Source organism: Prochlorococcus sp. MIT2308, assembly GCF_059772345.1.
The window spans coordinates 1,541,666-1,561,420 of the sequence record NZ_CM186283.1; the positions used below are offsets into that span (position 1 = coordinate 1,541,666).

Here is a 19,755-nt window from a genome sequence, read left to right on the forward strand (position 1 = left end):
TTTATTTATTATCTATTGGTGATGTTGGATAAATTGGCAATGTTTCTCCCCAATGAGAGTTTATTTTTGAATTTTGACAATACTGAGAAAAATCTATAAGTGAAATAATATCTTTTTCAATATTGTTAGAAGCTTTAATTGAAGGATTTATTTCTTTTTCATTGATTATCAATTTAGGGGGAATGATTTCAGTAAATTCATGATAATTTGATTCTTGGTGAATTTTAATTAGTTTGTATTGTCCAGCTACAAAGCCTCTTCGTGGCAAAAAATCTTTTATCCAAAATGGATTTTTTATTTGACTTTGATCAAGATCTCTATAAAGTCTTTTAGCCATTAAATGAAATGTACTAAGTGAATCTAATGAACAATTAATTTGCTGAGCAAGTGTTCTGGCCATTGAGATAGTTAATCTTGTGCTTGTAAAACTTCCAGGGCCTTTTGCGACTGAAATACGAATTATTTGCTTCCAAAATCTTCTAGGTAGAATGTTTTCTATACAATTAAATAATTTGTTGGATAAGGAGCGTCCGATATTAAATACTTCACTTTTTACTATATTTTCTGGATTCTTAATATCTTTAATGGCAATTCCAAAGGATTCTGTGCAGCTATGTAAAGCTAATAAATATTTTGATTTTGAGCTATGGAAATCTTGCAATGGATTTATTATAGTTGTTACTTTGGTATTTCTTCTCCTGGACGAAGTCTGCTCCATTTCCCTTTGTCTAATACAAAACTATCACAACCTCTTACATCCCATTCAATTCCTATCTCGCTCTCAGGCATATCCAAAATATTGATATGAATTTTTGGATTTGTGCCTTGAAAATCTGGATTTTTGGAAATGTGTTTGACGCCGTGATTCTCTTCAACTGTGAAGTAGGTCTTGCATCTATCTACCCAAGCACAATCAACACAGATGCACATAGCTATAAAAATAAAACCTAGGTGACATTTTGATAAGTAAGAACACATTACTATCAAATGATCTTTTTGGAGATTTAAATCCAAAAGATTGGCCAATATCCATAGCCGATTTGCCTGCTGGAAGTGCTTTGGTGGGGGGATCTGTAAGAGATGGATTGTTGAAAAAATTGAGTCAAAAACCTGAGTTGGATTTTGTGATACCAATAGAAGCTATTAAATTTAGTGAAAACTTATCAAAGAAAATTAATGCTACTTTTATAAAGCTTGATCAAAAGAGGGATATTGCTCGGTTAGTTACTAATGGATGGACTCTTGATTTTGCTGGACAGGTTGGAGCAACTCTTGAAGATGATTTATTAAGACGTGATTTTAGAATTAATGCAATTGCTTTAATCATTAGAGAAACGCCAGAGATATTTGACCCAACAGGAGGAATAGATGATCTAAAAAATAAGAGAATTGTTGCAATAAGTGAAAAGAACCTAATCGATGATCCGTTGAGAATTCTTAGAGGTTTTCGATTGATGTGTGAGTTGGATTTTGAGATAGAGGGAAAAACCAAAAGGTTTTTAAAAACTAATAAAGATAAATTAAGTAATGTTGCGCCGGAAAGGATGAAAATGGAGATTTTAAAAATAGTGAATTCAGAATGGAATCCCACAGTTTGGGAAACTTATTTAGAACTTCAAATATTGAGAGATTGGAATGAAGCTAAGCTCCCTTTTTTTGAGATAAAAAAACAAGAAAACTTATCTAAAGAGCTTTTACTTGGAAAGCCTTTAGCAAAATTAATATCTCTACTTAGTGATGAGGGTTTGTCAAGATTGAGATTTAGTAAAAATCAAATTAAAAAATGTAAAAACTTGAGATTTTGGGTTAATAAAACCAATTGCTTAGGTTTAGAAAATCTTTCAGAGGATGCAAGGTTTCAGCTTCACCTCGATTTGGAAGAGGATTTACCATCATTCATTCTTTTTTTGAATCAGAAACATAGAAGCGTTTGGTTGAAACGCTGGAAAGACCTCTCTGACCCTCTCTTTCACCCTTCTTATCCTTTGGATGGGCATTTGCTTCAAAAAGTCTTTGATATTCCCCATGGCCCTTTATTGGGAAAGCTTATGAGACATCTTTCTAAGGAAAGAGCTTATGGTCGATTCTTTACAAATCAAGAGGCTTTGGAGGTCGCTCGTAAATGGACCTTAGAGAATTCCCCCTCTATGTGATTAACTACACACAAATCAAATTCATCTCGGCCGTATGCCGTAGCCATTTTATCCCCTTTTTCTAAATGAGCGTCCGCCTTTACATCGGTAATTTGCCGCAGAATGTCAACGTTAAAGAACTTGAAGCCCTCCTAGCATCCATAGGTGATGGCATCAAATTTAAAGCTGTTTTCGACAGAGATACCAAGGCTTGTAGGGGATTTGGTTTCGCAAATATTAAAGATGAGAATATTGCAAATGAGCTTATTGAGAAATTAAATGGATATGAATTTAATGGGAATAAATTGAGGGTTGAGCGTTCTGAACGTAAAGATTCTAATTCAAGCAACTCAAGAAGAGGAGGAGGTTCTAATAGTGGGAATAGAGGTTCTAATCGTAAAGATGTTAAGAAAGTTGTACATAGCGATGCACCAATTAAAGAAGCTCCTGATCCAAGATGGGCTGGGGAACTATCAAAATTGAAGGATCTTTTAGCTAATCAAAAAACCCCTGTATAGATATTCAATTAATTAGTGTTTTAAGTTTATATTTTTCATCGTTGATAGTTATCAGATAAGAGATGGGTAGGTTTATTGCTTTAACCCATCCTTTTACATAAGCACGATTATTGAAGACGTCATAATCTAATTTTTCAATTGAATTTAGTATTCCGCTGTATAGCCTTAATGATGTCCATATGGGCCATCTTGCATCTATTGACAGCCATTTTATTCCTTCTTCAGACTTTTGGAACCAATCTCTCGCTCTGGCTAATTGAAAAGACATTAAAGCTTTCCAGTTCTCATTGATTTTTCCTTGCATTAAATCTTCCTCTGAGTAATTGAATTTTTCTAGATCCTCCAAAGGGAGATATATACGCCCTCTTCCTCTATCTTCGCCGACGTCTCTAAGAATATTTGTTAATTGATTCGCGATTCCTAAAGCAATAGCGGCTTTTGAAGTATCTGGAGATGGCTTATTTGGATTGGACGTATAGGCAGCATCAATTCCTATTACTCCTTGAGTCATTAACCCAACCGTTCCAGCGACTCGATAACAATAGAGTTTAAGTTCTTCAAAGGTTTTATATCTGGTTGTATCTAGATCCATTCTCTGGCCTTCTATCATATCGATATAGGGCTGAATAGATTGAGGGAATTTTTGAAGAGTATCCGCTAAGACTGCATCAAGATCATCTTCAGTATTACCAGCAAAAACCTTTTTTGTTTTGTCTTCCCATTTATTTAGTCGATCTGATAACTCATTTTTTGATTTTTTTTGAGCCTCAGTGCTATCCATCAACTCATCAGTTCTACGGCACCATACATAAATGGCCCATATTGCTCTGCGCTTTGCAGGAGGAAGCAACATAGTGCCAAGGTAGAAGGTCTTGGCCCATTGTGCAGTTTCTTTTCTGCAAGCCTCGTAGGCATCCTCTAAATTCACAGAAGGCCGCACCAAAATTAAAAGTTTGTAAGTTTTTTAGTTTGCATTAATCTCTCGAATAGCAATTTTAAATAAATTGCTATTGATACATTAAGACTAAGAAGAACCTATGTCAGTTGAGATTCGATCTTTTCCGCACATAGTTTTCCACTTAACACAGCCCCTTCCATGGAAGCAAGATATTTTTGCATTGTATAATCACCCGTTAAGAAAAAGTTGCTAATAGGAGTCTTTTGATCAGGACGTAAATCTTGACACCCAGGAACTGCTTTGTAGACCGATTGTGGTGTTTTTATCACTTTGTATTTTCTTAATTTAGCTTTGTCTTCCCCTAAAAAATGACTGGGAAAAAGCTTAGCCAATTCTTTCATTGTCGCATCGACGATTTCTTCATCTTTACGACTGATCCAGTCTTTTGCAGGCGCAAAGACTAATTCAAGCATGGATCGATTTGGATCTTCATATTCTTTACAGGTTATGCTCATGTCTGCATAAACGCTTAAGAGCGGAGATCTGCTAAATAAAAGGTGGTCAATATTGGTAAGTTTCCGATCAAACCAAAGATGAATATTAATAACTGGAACTCCTTTCAGACCTTCAAGTTTTCTGAAGATATCTTTAGAAGCCCACTCACTTGGCAAAATTGTTTTAAAAATATCTACGGGCATTGCGCTGACATATGCGTCAGCTTCAATTTCTTTCCCGTGAGATTCTTTAGCACTTCCTATCAAGAAATTTTCAACAGTGCCATCTCCTTTTAAATTGATTTTTTTAAGTGGGCTATTTAAAAATACATCGCCTCCCAAAGCTTTTATGTGATCAACCATTGGTTGGCAAAGTCTTTCTGGTGGGGCTCCATCAAGGAATGCCATTTTAGACCCGTTTTTTTCTTGTAAAAAGCGGTTTAAGGCTGTTAACAATACTGTTGAGGAAATTTCATCAGGGCCTATAAAATTTAGGGCCTTACTCATTGCGATAAAAACTTCGTCGTTTACTCTTTCGGGAATATTTTGTTTTTTTAGCCATTCGGTCCAAGAGTACTTATCACAATCTTCTACGTAATTTTGGCCGCGCAACATAGCAGGTATTAGCCCCAGTCCAAATGAAATTTTTTCTGGCCAGCTAAGCATGTCATTGTTGCTTAAAATTGCTGCGACTCCATTTATTGGAGCAGGCAAATCAGGAAAATCAAAACGGCTATATGTGCCCGGTTCTTCAGGTTGATTAAAAATCATTGAATGACTTTTCCATTGAAGACGATCTTCAATGTCTAACTCTTTAAAAAGTTGCAGCATGTTTGGATATGCCCCAAAAAATATATGCAAACCAGTTTCGTACCAATCCCCATCTTCGTCTTTCCAAGCAGCAACTTTTCCACCAAGTACGTTTCTTGCTTCATAAACGAATGGAGTATGACCTGCATCCGCTAAGTATTTTGCACATGAAAGTCCTGCTAATCCGGCTCCAGCAATTGCTACCCGCATACTTAAATAAAAGAGTATTTAACAACTTTAGTAAGTAAGACCACCCAACAAGGGGTAAGGTCGTTAAATTTGCAGTATAAATTTCGGTTTGTTGTTTTAATTTCATGAGCGACACTATCCTTAAGTGCACAACACGCCACGTAAGAATCTTTACTGCAGTAGTAGAAAATGAAGATTTAATTCTAGATAATGGTCATTTGACTTTGGATATTGATCCTGATAATGAATTTCTTTGGGAAGATCAATCTATTAGAAAGGTACAAGATTATTTTCGGGAACTGGTTTCTTCTCAAGACGATAAAGAATTGAGTGATTACAGCTTGCGAAAGATAGGATCCTTGCTAGAAGATTTTATTCGAAAGTTGCTTAAAGACGGAGAACTCAGTTATAACCCAGATAGTAGGGTTATGAATTACTCCATGGGATTACCTCGAACTCAAGAATTACTATGAATCAAGGTCCCTTCGATCGCCGTCCCCCATCTCGTAGAAGATCAGATCTTGCGAGAAGACAAGAGGGTAATAAATTTAATCCTAGAAATGAATCGAATTTTAGAAACCAATACGAACAGAGAAGAAGTAGATTTGATGCCTCTGGCCCTTCTGGTGGTGGTGGCGGAATAAAAATAAACTCTAACTCAGTTGCTATTTTGGCTGGAGTTTTGGTTATTGGTGTTGGTATTGGTAGCCTCATAACAAGCACAACTTCAGGTGGTCAGGGAAATATTGCAAGTCAGCAACAGCTCGACATGGCAGTTCCAGATCCAGACTTTTGTAGGCAATACGGGGCTAGTGCTTTTGTGATTGATGTTGAAATGTATACGACTCTAAATCCTTCTACAAGCTTTGTTACACAACCAGCTCTTCAACCTGGTTGTGTAATTAGAAGGGAAAACTGGACTGTTTTGCAAAAACAAGGAGCCATAAATAACGATGATGTTAGAGAGTGTAAACAGAGAATGAATACATTTGCTTATATTGGTTCTATTCGGGATCAGCCAATTGTTCGTTGCGTTTATCAAGCAGATGTTAACGAGAATAAATTTATAATTAAAGGAGCTGAAGAAGATGCTGTTGGTATTAATAAAGAAGCCATACAATTTTAAATTTCATCATTAGATAATGGTGAAAATGAACTAGCAAATAAAGGTAGGATATCATTTGTGAAGGCTTCTGCAGCTCTTGATGAATATCTCCCAGGATTAGTGATTACTTTTAGTTCTCTTTTTACTTCTAGATCCGCAACAATGGCTCTGTGGATACTTCCTCCAGCAAGTTCTCTTTCAATTGAAACTACTGGAAGAAAAGCGGCTCCAAGATCTGATTGAACAGCATTTTTTATCGCTTCAAGAGAATTTAATTCCATTTCAATATGTAGTCTTTGCACATCTAGTCCCGAGGAAGATAGAAGTTGATCAACTACTTTTCGTGTCGTTGATTGATTATCTAAAGTTATAAATCTTAGACTATATAAATCTTCTTTTGTAAGTACTTTTGACTTTGCAAATGGATGATTAGTAGGTAAAACAAGAGCTAATTCATCAGTTGCAAAAGGAATTACTTGTAATGATTCGTTTAGTTCTAATGGAAGTTGGCCTCCAATAATAGCTATATCAATCTGGCCATTAGCAACGCTCCACCCTGTCCTTCTAGTGCTATGAATTTGAAGTTGAACAGAAACCTCTGGATATTTTTGTCTAAAATGCCCAATCATTCTTGGCATTAAGTAAGTACCAGTAGTTTGGCTGGCTCCAATAATTAGAGAGCCCCCTTTGAGGTTGTTTAAATCTTCAATGGCTTTGCAAGTCTCTTGGCACTCTCCTAAAATTTTTTCGCAATAGTTAAGAAGAAGTTTTCCAGCTTCAGTTAATTGAGCTTTTCTTCCTCCTCTATCAAATATGGCAATTTCTAATTGTTTTTCTAAATTTTGCACTTGCAAACTAACAGCTGGCTGAGTAACAAACAGGCTGTCGGCAGCTTTTTTAAAACTTCCCTCATCAACAATTGCTTTGAGGATTCTTAGTTGGTCAAGAGTGAATGGAATTTCGGCCATGGTGGCAGGCCTGCATGGCAGTTATTAAAGTAAAATGTAGGGAAAAACAACACCAACTGTTGATCCGGTATGGATCTAATAATTTTTTGAGAGGCTTTTAAAAGGACGAATGGCATTTTTAGATACGCATGGTTCGAGTTGTGTGATGATATTACTTTTGTTTTGTTTTGCCATTATTCATAGTGGGGGCGCTGCTTTAAGGGTGAGGGCAGAAGGTTTAATTGGTGCAAGAGCATGGAGATTGATTTTTGCTTTTGCAAGTATTCCCTCAGCAGTTATTTTGGTTGGTTATTTTATTGCTCATCGTTACGACGGAGTTAGATTTTGGAATTTTCAGGGAGTTAGCGAATTAATTCCAATGATTTGGATTTTGAGTGCAATAAGTTTTCTTTTCCTATATCCAGCTACGTATAACCTTTTAGAAATACCAGCTGTTTTGAGGCCCAAAGTTAGAATCTATGCTACTGGGATCATTAGAGTCACTCGCCATCCTCAGGCAATTGGTCAAATTATTTGGTGTTTTGCTCATTTACTTTGGATAGGCACAAGTTTTACTCTTGTGACTTGCTTGGGATTAATTGCTCATCATTTATTTGCTATATGGCATGGTGATAGAAGACTTAGTCTCAAATTCGGGCAAGAATTTGAGGATGTGAAGAAACAAACATCAGTGGTTCCATTTTTGGCTGTGTTGGATGGACGACAAAAATTAGAAATCAAAGAATTTATCAGGCCTTCTCAAATGGGCATTCTAATTGCAGTGTTCTTTTTCTGGTGGTCCCATAAATTTATCTCTGTTGGAGCTGAGAGATTTCTCTCTTTTGATTTCACTGAATTACTAGCAAGAATTGCCTAAAATGATATCAATATGATTTAGCTGGATGCATTCGGCTGCAGATTTTGCTTGGTTAATTCCTCTCCTCCCTCTTTGTGGGGCAGTTTTGATTGGTTTGGGATTAATTAGTTTTAACGATCTCTTTAATCGTTCAAGAAAACCCGTTGCAATAACACTTTTAACCTCTGTAGGTGCCTCTGCATTTATTAGCTATGCAGTTTTGGCTGAGCAACTTTCAGGAAAGCCTCAAGTTGAACACTTGTTCATATGGGCAAGTGCAGGTTCTTTTGAGTTGCCAATGGGATATGTGATTGATCCCTTGGCAGCAGTAATGCTTGCTCTTGTTACGACTATTGCTTTGTTGGTAATGATTTACTCCCATGGTTATATGGCACATGACCCTGGGTATGTTCGTTTTTTTACCTATCTAGCCTTATTTAGCAGTTCTATGCTTGGGTTAATAGTTAGTCCTAACTTGCTTGAAATATATGTATTTTGGGAATTGGTTGGAATGTGTTCATATTTACTTGTTGGTTTTTGGTACGACAGAGATGGTGCTGCGCATGCAGCTCAAAAGGCTTTTATCGTTAACAGAGTAGGAGATTTTGGTTTATTGCTTGGCATCTTGGGTCTTTTTTGGGCAACTGGAAGTTTTGATTTTAATGGAATTGCTAATGGTTTATCAGAGTCAGTCAGTGCTGGGACAGTGCCAATATGGGCTGCTTTGACCCTTTGTATTCTTGTTTTTATGGGACCAATGGCAAAGTCCGCACAATTCCCTCTGCATGTTTGGTTGCCCGACGCAATGGAAGGCCCAACTCCCATATCTGCTTTAATTCATGCGGCAACAATGGTTGCAGCTGGAGTTTTTTTAGTAGCGAGGCTCGATCCTTTGTTTAGCCAGTTTCCTTTTATTGGATTGTTCATAGCAATTATTGGGACAATTACTTGTTTTTTAGGGGCATCAATTGCTTTGACACAAATGGATTTAAAAAAAGGATTGGCTTATAGCACTGTTTCTCAACTTGGATACATGATGTTAGCGATGGGATGTGGAGCACCAGTTGCCGGAATGTTCCATTTAGTTACCCATGCATGTTTTAAAGCAATGCTATTCCTTGGTTCAGGTTCAGTTATTCATGCAATGGAGGAGGTGGTTGGTCATGAACCAATTCTTGCTCAAGATATGAGATTAATGGGCGGCTTACGTAAGAAAATGCCCATTACGGCAATAACCTTTTTCATTGGCTGTATTGCTATCAGTGGTATCCCCCCTCTTGCAGGTTTTTGGAGTAAGGACGAAATTCTTGGTCAAGCTTTTAATAGTTATCCAATACTCTGGTTCGTTGGTTTTTTAACGGCTGGAATGACTGCTTTTTATATGTTTCGTCTATATTTTCTAACTTTTGAAGGAGACTTCCGTGGTGAAAATAAAGAGATGCAGCTTGCTTTGCTTTCTATGGCAGGTAAAGACCAAGATGATGAGCATGAAGATCATGAAGTTGGCAAGATACATGAATCTGCATGGCCTATGACATTCCCCTTGGCAGTTTTGGCAATTCCTTCTGTTTTGATTGGATTTATAGGAGTTCCTTGGAACAGTATTTTTGCAAACTTGTTAGACCCTCTTGAGGCTATTGAAGCTGCAGAAAAGTTTAACTGGGGAGAATTTATTCCACTTGCTACTGCTTCTGTGGCTATCTCATCTGCAGGAATACTGTTGGCAGTTTTAACTTATTACCTTAAACGATTTGATCTTGGCGTCTCTCTCTCCAAGAAATATCCTCAAATAAATTCATTTCTTCAAAATAAATGGTATCTAGATGATATTAATGAGAAAATTTTTGTAAAAGGTAGTAGAAAGCTCGCTAGAGAAGTACTTGAAGTAGATGCAAAAGTAGTTGATGGAGTAGTTAATCTGACTGGATTACTGACTCTCGGTAGTGGAGAAGGACTAAAGTATTTTGAAACAGGAAGAGCTCAGTTTTATGCATTGATTGTTTTTGGAGGAGTGATTGCTTTGGTCGCACTTTTTGGCGTTATTGGGACGTAATTTACATAATTTTTTTAGGTGTGTGTTTCATCCCCTATCTATAGGGTGCCAATAATCTCATAATTTCTAAACTCAAAAAGTGGTGATTAATTTCGAGTCTTGGAATTCGCTTTCAATGCAATTTTGAACCTAGGGACAATGCTCATTCCTGAGCCAATTCAAGCCGATTTACCTTGGTTAAGTTTATCCATATTTTTCCCAATTGTTGGAGCTTTAATCGTTCCTTTTATTCCAGATAAAGGAGAAGGGAAAGAAGTTCGATGGTATGCCCTAATAATTGCTTTAATTACTTTTCTAATTACCGTTGCTGCTTACTTTAAAGGTTTTGATCCGAGTCAAGAAGGCTTGCAGTTATATGAAAAAGTTAATTGGCTTCCAAATCTTGGATTGACTTGGTCTGTTGGCGCAGATGGTTTGTCAATGCCATTGATATTGCTTACAAGTTTCATAACCTCTCTTGCGGTTTTAGCAGCTTGGCCAGTTAGCTATAAACCTAAATTATTTTTCTTTTTAATCCTCGCTATGGATGGCGGCCAGATAGCAGTATTTGCTGTCCAAGATATGTTGCTTTTCTTTTTGGCTTGGGAATTGGAGTTGTTCCCGGTGTATTTATTTCTTGCAATTTGGGGCGGAAAGAAAAGGCAATATGCAGCCACGAAATTTATTATCTACACAGCAGGAAGCTCGTTATTTATTCTCCTTGCTGGTCTTGCAATGGGGTTTTTTCAAGGAGGAGGAATCCCAGATTTCGGCTATACCCATTTGGCTCAGCAAAATTTTGGTAAGGGGTTTCAACTGCTTTGTTATTCAGGATTACTAATTGCTTTTGGTGTCAAACTTCCTATTGTTCCTCTTCATACTTGGTTGCCAGATGCACATGGAGAGGCCACTGCTCCAGTGCATATGCTTCTAGCAGGAATATTGTTGAAAATGGGTGGATATGCTCTTCTAAGATTTAATGCGCAATTGCTGCCTGATGCTCATGCTCAATTTGCACCATTGTTAATCGTTCTTGGAGTAGTAAATATTATTTACGCAGCTTTAACTTCTTTTGCTCAAAGAAATCTAAAAAGAAAAATTGCTTATAGCTCCATAAGTCATATGGGTTTTGTTTTGATAGGTATTGGAAGCTTTAGTTCTTTAGGAACGAGTGGAGCTATGTTGCAAATGGTTAGCCACGGTCTAATAGGAGCAAGTTTGTTTTTCCTTGTTGGAGCAACTTACGACAGAACACACACGCTTCAATTAGATGAGATGGGGGGTATTGGTCAAAACATGAGAATTATGTTTGCTTTATGGACTGCATGTGCTTTCGCCTCTCTCGCTTTACCTGGAATGAGTGGATTTATCTCAGAATTAATGGTCTTTGTTGGTTTTGTAACTGACGAAGTTTATACACTCCCATTTAGAATTGTTATTGCTTCATTAGCAGCAATAGGGGTCATTTTAACACCCATATATCTATTATCGATGCTCAGAGAAATTTTCTTCGGGAAAGAGAATGCGAAGTTGATATCCAAAGCAAAGTTGGTAGATGCTGAACCTAGAGAAATTTATATCATTGCTTGTTTGTTAGTTCCAATTATTGGAATTGGTTTGTATCCAAAAATCATGACTGATACTTATATTTCATCGATTGATGGATTGGTTGAAAGAGATTTGTTAGCCGTTGAGAGAATTAGAAGTGACCAAGCAACGATTATTAGTAGTCCTAATTTATCAATTGGGACTATTGAAGTTCCTTTTTTAGATTGAATATCATTCCTTTGACCTGGCATAACTTTCATCAAAGAGATAACTTTCTTGTAGAGTCATAGTCTTACTTGCCAGTTAATCTTTTAAGTCAAACTGCAGATTCTGGAGCGAGACTTGCAATTCGTCTTTTGCAAGATGCTGCTGAAAGAGGTGATATTGATCCATGGGATGTAGATGTTATTCCTGTTATTGATGGGTTTCTTGACCAACTGAAACAGCGGATTGAAATTCCAAAAAAGATTTCAGAACATTTCAGTCAAAATGGTGGAAGTTATGAAGTTGATCTTGCTCAGAGTAGTGAAGCCTTTTTAGCCGCTTCTGTCTTAGTTGGCTTAAAGGCTGAGGTCCTTGAAGCTGAAATATTATCTGTTGATATAGATGATCAAGATGATTCAGAATTTGATTTTGGGGAGCAAGGTTGGCTAGATGAAACTTTTCAATTACCTTCTCGTCCAGAAAGACATCTATTTAGACGGCCTGTTGCTCCTCCACCTTTTAGAAGGCCAGTTACGCTTGGAGAATTAATAAACCAGCTTGAGACCATTGCAGAATCTTTGAAAAATGATGAGTTGCATAATCGTAGAAAGTTAAGACAGAGAAAATTAACTGATAGGGAAGTTATTGCTCAAGTTTCATCTCTTGCTCATCGAGAAAAATTACCTGAAACCACTGCAGCTTTGGCAATTTTTCTTAACGATTGGGAACAAGCTTTGCACTGGGTTGATTTTGAATTATTAGTTGAGAGGTGGAGTGAAGATTCAGCTTCAGAGGATTTGGATACTGATAGAGTTGGAGTCTTTTGGGCTTTATTGTTTTTATGTTCCCAAGGCAAGGTGGAGATTGATCAAAAGGATTCTTTGTTTTCTCCATTAAGTCTAAAGAGGCTTTTAGAACCAGGTATGGTTGCTCAACTTCCTTTGGCATCTTTGGACGTGACAGATGGCTCGCCGGCTGCTGCCTAGCTCTTTTTGGAGGCAGCATTCTATGTTGGCCTTGTATCGCTTCAGTTAGACCACTTATGAAGGCGATGATCCTGGCGGCTGGGAAAGGTACCAGAGTTCAGCCGATCACGCATGTGATTCCAAAGCCAATGATTCCTATCCTTCAGAAACCTGTAATGGAGTTTCTGTTGGAACTCCTTAAGGAGCATGGTTTTACTGAGGTTATGGTTAACGTTTCTCATTTAGCAGAAGAAATAGAAAATTATTTTCGAGATGGGCAAAGATTTGGAGTTGAAATTGCATACAGCTTTGAAGGCCGTATTGAAGATGGAGAATTAATTGGTGACGCACTAGGGTCAGCGGGTGGGCTGAAAAAAATTCAAGACTTTCAAAAATTTTTTGATGATACTTTTGTTGTCTTGTGCGGAGATGCACTAATTGATTTGGATTTGTCTGAAGCTGTAAAAAGACATAAAGAGAAAGGTGCCTTAGCTAGTTTGATTACTAAACGTGTTTCAAAAGATCAAGTAAGTAGTTATGGCGTAGTAGTAACAGATGAGGAAGATCGTGTTAAAGCCTTTCAAGAAAAACCTTCTATTGATAATGCACTAGGAGATACTATTAATACAGGAATATATTTATTTGAACCAGAAATTTTTAATTATATACCATCTGGAAAACCCTTTGATATTGGCTCAGATTTGTTCCCAAAGTTAGTAGAAGAGGGGGCATCTTTTTATGCTTTGCCTATGGATTTTGAGTGGGTTGATATTGGTAAAGTTCCAGATTATTGGAGAGCAATAAGGAATGTTCTTAAAGGTGATGTTAGACAGGTTGAAATACCAGGCAAGCAGGTAAGACCAGGGATTTACACTGGTTTAAATGTTGCAGCTAATTGGGACAAGATTAATGTTAAAGGACCTATATATGTTGGTGGAATGACAAGGATTGAAGATGGTGTAACTATTATTGGTCCTTCTATGATTGGTCCGAGTTGTTGTATTTGTGAAGGAGCAACAATTGACAATTCAATAATATTTGATTATTCACTCATTGGACCTGGAGTGCAACTTGTAGAGAAGTTAGTTTTTGGTAGATATTGTGTAGGTAAAGAAGGCGATCATTTTGATTTACAGGAAGCCGCGTTAGATTGGTTAATAACTGATGCTCGAAGACAGGACTTAGTAGAACCTTCACCGCAACAAAAAGCAATGGCTGAATTATTAGGAACTGACCTAATTGGTTCTTCTAACTAATATTTGCTCTTTCTAAAATTATCGGTATTTGTTGCTCTGCTTTAACTGCCATAAGATGAACCCCTTGAGCAATTCCTAGGAAACTTTTTACTTGCTCAGCAGCAATTGAGATGCCTTCATCAAGAGGGTTTGATGCTCGCTCAAGTCTGGAAATTATTGATTCGGGTATGCATGCTCCTGGGACTACACGATTAATGAATTGAGCATTCTTAGCAGATTTGAGAAGAAAGACCCCAGCTAAAACAGGTATTTTCATAGGCTCTGTTATTTCCTTACAAAATCTCTCAAGCACTTTGGTGTCCATAACCATTTGAGTTTGAAGGAAATTAGCACCGGCTTTTTTTTTGAGTTCTATTCTTCTTCGTAAACCATCGAATCCTCTGCAATTTGGATCCGCAGCGGCTCCAGCGAACAAATTAGTTTGGCCATCGGGTAATGAACCAGACACGGGATCTATCCCTTTGTTAAGTGATGTGACTTGATTGATAAGTTCAATTGAGTTTAAGTCTTGTACTGATTTGGCTTGAGATTGGTCTCCTACCCGTACAGGATCGCCAGTTAAACAGAGGATATTTCTTATCCCTAAAGCGTGCGCTCCTAGTAGTTCAGCTTGTAATGCGATTCGATTCCTATCCCTACAAGATAATTGCAAGACTGGTTCAAGTTTTGCCTCTAAAAGCAGTTTGCACAAGGCTAGGCTGCTCATTCGCATGATTGCCCTACTGCCATCTGTAACATTGAACCCATGAACAAAGTCATTTAATTTGATGGCTTTTGATATAGCCGAAGCTGTATCTCCTCCCCTAGGAGGCATGATTTCAGCAGTAATAGCTGATAAGCCAGATTCAAGTCGAATTTGAAGTTTAGATTTCACATGTATTTTTTACTAGATAATTACTATCGGTGATTAAAGGCCCTAATCTAAGTAGTATTAATTAAAGAGTTGTGAGTGAGGGGAATGTTTACAGGAGAAATCTCTAATTCGTCCCACATGGGACTCTCTGCTAGGGAAATGGAGATTATTGGATTGGTTGCAGATGGCCTCACTAATCAAGAGATTGCTGAAAAACTGACAATTAGCAAAAGAACTGTAGACAACCACGTGAGTAATATGTTTACCAAAACAGGTTCAAAAAACAGAGTGGCTTTATTAAACTGGGCAATGGATCATGGAAAGATATGCCGGGATGGGTTTAATTGTTGTTCATTGCCAGATGAAACAGATTCTTAAAAGATCTAATTATTTTCGTCCTCATTACTTTCTAATAGTGGCATTAAAGAAAATTCAATTGAAGATAAATTAAATAACTTTGCATATGCAATGCAAGCTTCCTTGTCAGTGCAAGTAAAGCGAAGTATACCCTCTTTGTCATAAAGACCGAACAAGTTAGGCCTCCTGCAGTAAGTGCATAGGCTGCTAGTTGTTACTAGCGCTAATTATAAAGACAATCTAAAGTAACGTTTGCTCTTTGGCTATTCATCTTTAGTTTTCAGCCTATCTTTTAATGACAATTCTGAAATAGGTATTTTTGCAAGAGATGCATTGCTCAGTAATTTGAGGCCTGTTATCTCCTTGCCACACCACGAGGGCACTTGGATTTCTTCGGATTCTGACATTAATTCAATTTCAGCTATTTTTAGAGAGAAATTTGACCCATCAAATAGATCAACTACCCATGTTTTATTATTGATTTTTAGCTGATATCGAGTTTTTATAATTTTATATTTTGATAATTTTATTAATTCAATAGCATCTTTGATAGGAATTGAATATTCAAACTCGTTATTTACTAATCTATTTAAAGAGGACTTTAAAGTTATGTATGCTTCATTATTATTAATTATCCTTATTCGAGTTGCCCATTCATCTACACTTGAATTTAAGTAGGCTTGACTAATATCTTGAATTAGTATTACCTTAGACTTCCAGTCTTCACTCTTAACTAAGAATCTTCTTTCGATTTCTATTCCCATAACTTATTATTTATTGCTTTCATTAAGGCTGCTTGCCCAATGAAGTTTTTGAGTGATTGTCTTATAATAAGAAAGATTCTCATCTAAAATTATTATTGATGTTGAATGATTCGATTTCTTTATTAAACATATATCATTAGCTTCAATTAGACATCCACCAGATCCATCTAGCCATAACTTTATTTTTTGCTTTTTTTCTCTGATGGGTTTTATTACTAATTGAGATTCAGGAGGGACCACAATCGGTCTACTTGCCAAGCTCATTGGACAAATGGCGCTTACGATTATTGCATCCAAGGAAGGGTGGATTATTGGCCCCCCTGCTGCCATAGAATAAGCAGTGGAGCCCGTTGGGGTCGAGAAAATAAGACCATCTCCTTTGTATTTGTCAACACCTTCACCATCTATTTCTAGCGCAAGACAGCAAGTAGGTGCAATTTCATCGGTGCAAGATCGAAAATAAAAATCGTTTAGAGCAAAAAATGATCTTTTAAGTATCCTTTCCTTATTGTTTTTTTCTTTAAATACATTTGCTTCAAGCATCATTCTTTTTTGTACGTTAAACCTATTATTTGTGACGCGTTCCCAGAAATTTTCTTGCTTTAATATACGACGATCGTGGGTCAAGAAGCCTAGATTGCCTCCAACATTGAAACTTAAAATAGGTATGTTTCTCGGGGATAAATATCTTGCTGCCTTTAAAACTGTTCCATCACCTCCTAAAACAAGAGCGATGTCAGGTAAATCCTCAGATTTTGAAAATAATTGATTAACATTATTCGTTTCATTACTTATTTCTGAAAATAAAACCTTTTTTCCATAACCTTCAATTATTTTCTTGCAATTTAAGGTTTCTTTGTAAGCAGTATCGCTATCTGATCTATATAAGATCCAGATCAGATTTGTTGTCATTAATATTATCTACCATTTGAGTAGATTGAAGCTTTCCATATCAATAGTAACTCTATTTCTATACAATGAAAGTAGTATTGCTAGTCCAACAGCGGCCTCGGCAGCAGCGACTGTAATAACAAAAATCGCAAATACCTGTCCTCTAATTATTGATCCGTCTATATAGGATGAAAAACTCATTAGGTTTATGTTTACTGCATTTAACATTAATTCAATACTCATTAAAACTCTTACAGCATTTCTACTATTTATCAATCCCCAGACTCCAGTACAGAAGAGGAACGCAGCAACTATTAGGTAGGCTTGGAGAGGTACTGGTACAATTGAAGTTGCTAACATCTTTATTGAATAAAAATTATATATACAGTTATTTTATTTTAGACTATTTTCGGAAAGAAGAGGAATTTCCTTATCAATTAAGGACTTTTCTTTATTAAATTCGTTTATATTATCTTTTGAAATTGAGCCATCTCTTCTTGCTAAAACAATTGCTCCAATCATAGCCATTAATAATAGAATTGAAGCTAGTTCGAAAGGTAATAAATAATCTGTGAATAGATGTTCACCGATTCTTTCAGTTGCTTCTTCACCAATAGAGGGTGGTCCAGGCAAGTTCCATTTCGTCGTGATGCTAACGCGCAATAACAAAATTAATAATCCACCACAAACTCCCCCGGATATCAATTTTCTGGTTTTAAGTCCTGAAATTGGTTTTAACTTTTCTTTCTTATTAACTAACATTATTGCAAATAATATTAAAACATTTACAGCTCCAACATATACAAGAATTTGAGCCGCAGCGACAAAACTAGCATTAAGTAAAAGATATAATCCCGCTACAGCCATAAATACTCCGCCTAATAAAAATGCTGAGTAAACAATATTTTCTAATAAAACAACTGCCAAACTTCCAGAAACTATGACAGCACTGAGAATTAGAAAGCAAATTAATTCTGTTGAATAAGCGATATTCATTAATTAGGAGAATTTAATTTTTTTTGAACGACATCGGACGAATTATTTTTATCTGCTTTTTGTGATTTCTGTGTTTGTAGTTCTTTTATAATTTGACCTGGCAGCTTGCCTGCTCTTTTTTGGTTTGCAGATAGTTCATGGGGATCCATAATTCCCTCGGGCAAATAAGCCAGTTCCCTTAGAGGAATAACTGAAGGATCTGAAGTTACGCTTGTTGGTAGTCTTCCAAGAGCAACATTATCGTAGTTAAGGCTATGCCTATCAAACGCAGCTAGCTCATATTCTTCCGTCATTGACAAACAATTTGTAGGGCAATATTCAACGCAATTTCCACAAAAAATACATGCACCAAAATCAATAGAATAATTTCTCAATTCTTTTTTCTTGGTTTCCTTGTTCATTACCCAATCAACAACTGGAAGATTAATTGGACATACCCTGACGCAAACCTCGCAAGCAATACACTTGTCAAATTCATAATGAATCCTTCCTCTATAACGCTCAGAGGGGATTAGCTTTTCGTAAGGATATTGAACCGTTACTGGCCTTCGACGCATGTGGTCGAACGTAACACCCAGACCGTCGACTAAATATTTTGCTGCACTAACTGCTTCTTTAGTGTAGTCGGCAATTTTTTCAAGGAAACCAAGCATATTAATCTTTCTGCCGGCGGCCCTTATTTACATTAACCATTATACAGTTTTTTTAAAATAAATGTAGGTACTTTTACTTAAAAAATAAGTGATTGTGTCGCTTTTCTTTTATCCCCCAAATGTCAAAGGAAATGCCAATTTCAGTGAAGCAGTGAAAAGTAAATTTACCAATGAAATAGGTAAAAGAAATTTCCATCCTAAATCAAGTAATTGATCAATTCGAACTCTTGGGGTAGTCCATCTCAATAAGATTGCTAAAAAAACCAGCAAATAAGCTTTGAGTATTGTCATGACAATGCCAATAGATGCAGCAATAATTTGAACTAATGGATTATCAATTGAAAGACCTATCAAAGACGAAAACCAATCGATTGATATTGGGAAACCCCATCCCCCTAGGTACAGAACGGAAACAAGTAAAGCAGATAAAACAAGATTTATGTATCCAGCCAAGTAAAACAGAGCAAATTTCATACCTGCATACTCAGTTTGATAACCAGCTACAAGTTCTTCTTCTGCTTCAGGTAAATCAAAAGGTAGTCTCTCGCATTCAGCTAATGCACAGATCCAAAAAATAATAAAACCCACTGGTTGTCGCCATATATTCCAGCTAAGAAAACCGGCAGTATTTTGTTGTTCAACTATATCAACTGTACTCAATGAGTTGCTCATCATAACTATTGCTAAAACCGCTAGCGCTAGCGGGATTTCATAACTAATTGATTGAGCAGCAGCCCTTAGTCCACCTAGCAATGAATATTTGTTATTGGAAGAGTAACCACTCATCAATAAACCAATAGGTTGAATACTACTCAGGGCAATCCACAAAAAGATTCCTATGCCTACGTTGCTAATTAAAAGATTTTGACCAAAAGGAACAATTAACCAAGATAGGATTACTGGAACTAAAACTAATATTGGACCAACTGTGAAAAGAACGCTGTCTGCCCTTGCTGGAATAATGTCTTCTTTAACTAAAAGTTTCAAACCGTCTGCCATTGGCTGAAGAATACCAAGCGCGCCTGCATACTCAGGCCCGATTCTCTGTTGAGCTGCTGCTGAAATTTTTCGCTCCAGCCAAACTGTTACTAGTACACCAATGACGGCTGACACCAATACTAGAAGCATTGGCAGAGGGATCCATAAAAGATGAGCCAATTCATGAGATAAACCAAGGTTTTGAATACCTTGTGTAAAACTCATTTCAAGGTCTATACCTGAGTTCACTTCTGATATTTAATCTATTAACAAGGTTAGTGTAATTTAAATTAATTTTGAATTCGAAAA

23 protein-coding genes are annotated in these 19,755 nt (G+C 36.8%); 10 read left to right on the forward strand and 13 right to left on the reverse strand.

All coding sequences use genetic code 11. The features are described 5' to 3' along the window. Window position 1: 1 nt before the first annotated feature. Both tsaB and AC6EIW_RS08840 read right to left on the reverse strand, forming a co-directional pair. On the reverse strand, window positions 2-718 hold the full coding sequence (tsaB, locus tag AC6EIW_RS08835) for a tRNA (adenosine(37)-N6)-threonylcarbamoyltransferase complex dimerization subunit type 1 TsaB (protein WP_498520286.1): 717 nt from the start codon (window positions 716-718) through the stop codon (window positions 2-4). Further along, window positions 679-930: a Ycf34 family protein gene (locus AC6EIW_RS08840; protein ID WP_498521637.1), complete on the reverse strand. Its 252-nt coding sequence runs from the start codon at window positions 928-930 to the stop codon at window positions 679-681. The genes tsaB and AC6EIW_RS08840 overlap by 40 nt, the downstream gene beginning before the upstream one ends. Window positions 931-959: 29 nt before the next feature. On the opposite strand from AC6EIW_RS08840, the gene AC6EIW_RS08845 reads away from it, so the two are divergent. Both AC6EIW_RS08845 and AC6EIW_RS08850 read left to right on the forward strand, forming a co-directional pair. Continuing rightward, window positions 960-2,153 carry a tRNA nucleotidyltransferase/poly(A) polymerase-related protein gene (locus AC6EIW_RS08845; RefSeq protein ID WP_498520287.1) on the forward strand — a complete coding sequence of 398 codons (1,194 nt, stop codon included), beginning with the start codon at window positions 960-962 and terminating at the stop codon, window positions 2,151-2,153. A 65-nt stretch (window positions 2,154-2,218) separates the two neighbouring features. Beyond that, window positions 2,219-2,650, forward strand: coding sequence for an RNA recognition motif domain-containing protein (locus tag AC6EIW_RS08850; RefSeq protein WP_498520288.1), 432 nt, complete (start codon window positions 2,219-2,221; stop codon window positions 2,648-2,650). Between the two features lie 4 nt (window positions 2,651-2,654). Here AC6EIW_RS08850 and AC6EIW_RS08855 read toward each other — a convergent pair whose 3' ends face one another. Together AC6EIW_RS08855 and pds are read right to left on the reverse strand one after the other, a co-directional pair. After that, on the reverse strand, window positions 2,655-3,593 hold the full coding sequence (locus tag AC6EIW_RS08855) for a phytoene synthase (RefSeq protein ID WP_498520289.1): 939 nt from the start codon (window positions 3,591-3,593) through the stop codon (window positions 2,655-2,657). A 92-nt stretch (window positions 3,594-3,685) separates the two neighbouring features. Further along, complete coding sequence (gene pds, locus AC6EIW_RS08860; protein WP_498520290.1) at window positions 3,686-5,062, reverse strand: 15-cis-phytoene desaturase; 1,377 nt, start codon at window positions 5,060-5,062, stop codon at window positions 3,686-3,688. A gap of 104 nt (window positions 5,063-5,166) precedes the next feature. On the opposite strand from pds, the gene ndhM reads away from it, so the two are divergent. Both ndhM and AC6EIW_RS08870 read left to right on the forward strand, forming a co-directional pair. Next, a complete protein-coding gene (ndhM, locus tag AC6EIW_RS08865; protein WP_498520291.1) occupies window positions 5,167-5,514 on the forward strand; it encodes an NAD(P)H-quinone oxidoreductase subunit M in 348 nt (115 codons plus the stop codon). Then, window positions 5,511-6,167, forward strand: a complete 657-nt coding sequence (locus tag AC6EIW_RS08870; protein ID WP_498520292.1) for a DUF3172 domain-containing protein — start codon at window positions 5,511-5,513, stop codon at window positions 6,165-6,167. Before ndhM ends, AC6EIW_RS08870 begins: the two co-directional genes overlap by 4 nt. Here AC6EIW_RS08870 and AC6EIW_RS08875 read toward each other — a convergent pair. Beyond that, on the reverse strand, window positions 6,164-7,114 hold the full coding sequence (locus AC6EIW_RS08875) for a LysR family transcriptional regulator (RefSeq protein WP_498520293.1): 951 nt from the start codon (window positions 7,112-7,114) through the stop codon (window positions 6,164-6,166). The two genes, AC6EIW_RS08870 and AC6EIW_RS08875, sit on opposite strands and share 4 nt — an antisense overlap. Window positions 7,115-7,223: 109 nt before the next feature. Between AC6EIW_RS08875 and AC6EIW_RS08880 the strand changes: the two genes are divergently transcribed. From AC6EIW_RS08880 to AC6EIW_RS08900, 5 genes are all read left to right on the forward strand, one after another. Beyond that, on the forward strand, window positions 7,224-7,970 hold the full coding sequence (locus AC6EIW_RS08880) for an NnrU family protein (RefSeq protein WP_498520294.1): 747 nt from the start codon (window positions 7,224-7,226) through the stop codon (window positions 7,968-7,970). A 25-nt stretch (window positions 7,971-7,995) separates the two neighbouring features. Next, window positions 7,996-10,002, forward strand: a complete 2,007-nt coding sequence (locus AC6EIW_RS08885; protein ID WP_498520295.1) for an NAD(P)H-quinone oxidoreductase subunit 5 — start codon at window positions 7,996-7,998, stop codon at window positions 10,000-10,002. A gap of 138 nt (window positions 10,003-10,140) precedes the next feature. Further along, window positions 10,141-11,757, forward strand: a complete 1,617-nt coding sequence (locus AC6EIW_RS08890; protein ID WP_498521638.1) for an NAD(P)H-quinone oxidoreductase subunit 4 — start codon at window positions 10,141-10,143, stop codon at window positions 11,755-11,757. A 68-nt stretch (window positions 11,758-11,825) separates the two neighbouring features. Beyond that, window positions 11,826-12,719, forward strand: a complete 894-nt coding sequence (locus tag AC6EIW_RS08895) for a segregation/condensation protein A (protein ID WP_498520296.1) — start codon at window positions 11,826-11,828, stop codon at window positions 12,717-12,719. A 56-nt stretch (window positions 12,720-12,775) separates the two neighbouring features. Then, window positions 12,776-13,954 carry a sugar phosphate nucleotidyltransferase gene (locus tag AC6EIW_RS08900; RefSeq protein WP_498520297.1) on the forward strand — a complete coding sequence of 393 codons (1,179 nt, stop codon included), beginning with the start codon at window positions 12,776-12,778 and terminating at the stop codon, window positions 13,952-13,954. On the opposite strand, the gene AC6EIW_RS08905 is transcribed toward AC6EIW_RS08900, so the two are convergent. After that, a complete protein-coding gene (locus AC6EIW_RS08905; protein WP_498520298.1) occupies window positions 13,947-14,828 on the reverse strand; it encodes a methylenetetrahydrofolate reductase in 882 nt (293 codons plus the stop codon). The two genes, AC6EIW_RS08900 and AC6EIW_RS08905, sit on opposite strands and share 8 nt — an antisense overlap. An 84-nt stretch (window positions 14,829-14,912) precedes the next feature. On the opposite strand from AC6EIW_RS08905, the gene pedR reads away from it, so the two are divergent. Next, window positions 14,913-15,185 carry a photosynthetic electron transport-dependent transcriptional regulator PedR gene (gene pedR, locus AC6EIW_RS08910; RefSeq protein WP_498462044.1) on the forward strand — a complete coding sequence of 91 codons (273 nt, stop codon included), beginning with the start codon at window positions 14,913-14,915 and terminating at the stop codon, window positions 15,183-15,185. Between the two features lie 5 nt (window positions 15,186-15,190). On the opposite strand, the gene AC6EIW_RS08915 is transcribed toward pedR, so the two are convergent. From AC6EIW_RS08915 to nuoH, 7 genes are all read right to left on the reverse strand, one after another. Further along, window positions 15,191-15,340: a hypothetical protein gene (locus AC6EIW_RS08915; RefSeq protein WP_498520299.1), complete on the reverse strand. Its 150-nt coding sequence runs from the start codon at window positions 15,338-15,340 to the stop codon at window positions 15,191-15,193. An 87-nt stretch (window positions 15,341-15,427) separates the two neighbouring features. Next, on the reverse strand, window positions 15,428-15,928 hold the full coding sequence (locus tag AC6EIW_RS08920; RefSeq protein WP_498520300.1) for a CYTH domain-containing protein: 501 nt from the start codon (window positions 15,926-15,928) through the stop codon (window positions 15,428-15,430). Window positions 15,929-15,934: 6 nt separating this feature from the next. Beyond that, on the reverse strand, window positions 15,935-16,840 hold the full coding sequence (locus tag AC6EIW_RS08925; RefSeq protein ID WP_498520301.1) for an NAD(+) kinase: 906 nt from the start codon (window positions 16,838-16,840) through the stop codon (window positions 15,935-15,937). A 9-nt stretch (window positions 16,841-16,849) separates the two neighbouring features. Next, on the reverse strand, window positions 16,850-17,179 hold the full coding sequence (gene nuoK / locus AC6EIW_RS08930; RefSeq protein WP_498520302.1) for an NADH-quinone oxidoreductase subunit NuoK: 330 nt from the start codon (window positions 17,177-17,179) through the stop codon (window positions 16,850-16,852). 33 nt (window positions 17,180-17,212) lie between these two features. Then, entirely contained in the window at window positions 17,213-17,815 is a 603-nt protein-coding gene (locus AC6EIW_RS08935) for an NADH-quinone oxidoreductase subunit J (RefSeq protein WP_498520303.1), read from the reverse strand. After that, a complete protein-coding gene (gene ndhI, locus AC6EIW_RS08940) occupies window positions 17,815-18,468 on the reverse strand; it encodes an NAD(P)H-quinone oxidoreductase subunit I (RefSeq protein WP_498520304.1) in 654 nt (217 codons plus the stop codon). The genes AC6EIW_RS08935 and ndhI overlap by 1 nt, the downstream gene beginning before the upstream one ends. Window positions 18,469-18,576: 108 nt before the next feature. Continuing rightward, window positions 18,577-19,695, reverse strand: coding sequence for an NADH-quinone oxidoreductase subunit NuoH (gene nuoH / locus AC6EIW_RS08945; RefSeq protein WP_498462050.1), 1,119 nt, complete (start codon window positions 19,693-19,695; stop codon window positions 18,577-18,579). Between the last annotated feature and the right edge of the window lie 60 nt (window positions 19,696-19,755).

What these genes read in the sequence shown, in the direction of transcription:
- tsaB (WP_498520286.1), bottom strand. Translation starts at nt 718, where the DNA reads ATGGAGCAGACTTCGTCCAGGAGAAGAAATACCAAAGTAACAACTATA.
- AC6EIW_RS08840 (WP_498521637.1), bottom strand. Translation starts at nt 930, where the DNA reads ATGTGCATCTGTGTTGATTGTGCTTGGGTAGATAGATGCAAGACCTAC.
- AC6EIW_RS08850 (WP_498520288.1), top strand. Translation starts at nt 2,219, where the DNA reads ATGAGCGTCCGCCTTTACATCGGTAATTTGCCGCAGAATGTCAACGTT.
- pds (WP_498520290.1), bottom strand. Translation starts at nt 5,062, where the DNA reads ATGCGGGTAGCAATTGCTGGAGCCGGATTAGCAGGACTTTCATGTGCA.
- ndhM (WP_498520291.1), top strand. Translation starts at nt 5,167, where the DNA reads ATGAGCGACACTATCCTTAAGTGCACAACACGCCACGTAAGAATCTTT.
- AC6EIW_RS08870 (WP_498520292.1), top strand. Translation starts at nt 5,511, where the DNA reads ATGAATCAAGGTCCCTTCGATCGCCGTCCCCCATCTCGTAGAAGATCA.
- AC6EIW_RS08875 (WP_498520293.1), bottom strand. Translation starts at nt 7,114, where the DNA reads ATGGCCGAAATTCCATTCACTCTTGACCAACTAAGAATCCTCAAAGCA.
- AC6EIW_RS08880 (WP_498520294.1), top strand. Translation starts at nt 7,224, where the DNA reads ATGGCATTTTTAGATACGCATGGTTCGAGTTGTGTGATGATATTACTT.
- AC6EIW_RS08885 (WP_498520295.1), top strand. Translation starts at nt 7,996, where the DNA reads ATGCATTCGGCTGCAGATTTTGCTTGGTTAATTCCTCTCCTCCCTCTT.
- AC6EIW_RS08890 (WP_498521638.1), top strand. Translation starts at nt 10,141, where the DNA reads ATGCTCATTCCTGAGCCAATTCAAGCCGATTTACCTTGGTTAAGTTTA.
- AC6EIW_RS08900 (WP_498520297.1), top strand. Translation starts at nt 12,776, where the DNA reads ATGAAGGCGATGATCCTGGCGGCTGGGAAAGGTACCAGAGTTCAGCCG.
- pedR (WP_498462044.1), top strand. Translation starts at nt 14,913, where the DNA reads ATGTTTACAGGAGAAATCTCTAATTCGTCCCACATGGGACTCTCTGCT.
- AC6EIW_RS08920 (WP_498520300.1), bottom strand. Translation starts at nt 15,928, where the DNA reads ATGGGAATAGAAATCGAAAGAAGATTCTTAGTTAAGAGTGAAGACTGG.
- AC6EIW_RS08925 (WP_498520301.1), bottom strand. Translation starts at nt 16,840, where the DNA reads ATGACAACAAATCTGATCTGGATCTTATATAGATCAGATAGCGATACT.
- nuoK (WP_498520302.1), bottom strand. Translation starts at nt 17,179, where the DNA reads ATGTTAGCAACTTCAATTGTACCAGTACCTCTCCAAGCCTACCTAATA.
- AC6EIW_RS08935 (WP_498520303.1), bottom strand. Translation starts at nt 17,815, where the DNA reads ATGAATATCGCTTATTCAACAGAATTAATTTGCTTTCTAATTCTCAGT.
- ndhI (WP_498520304.1), bottom strand. Translation starts at nt 18,468, where the DNA reads ATGCTTGGTTTCCTTGAAAAAATTGCCGACTACACTAAAGAAGCAGTT.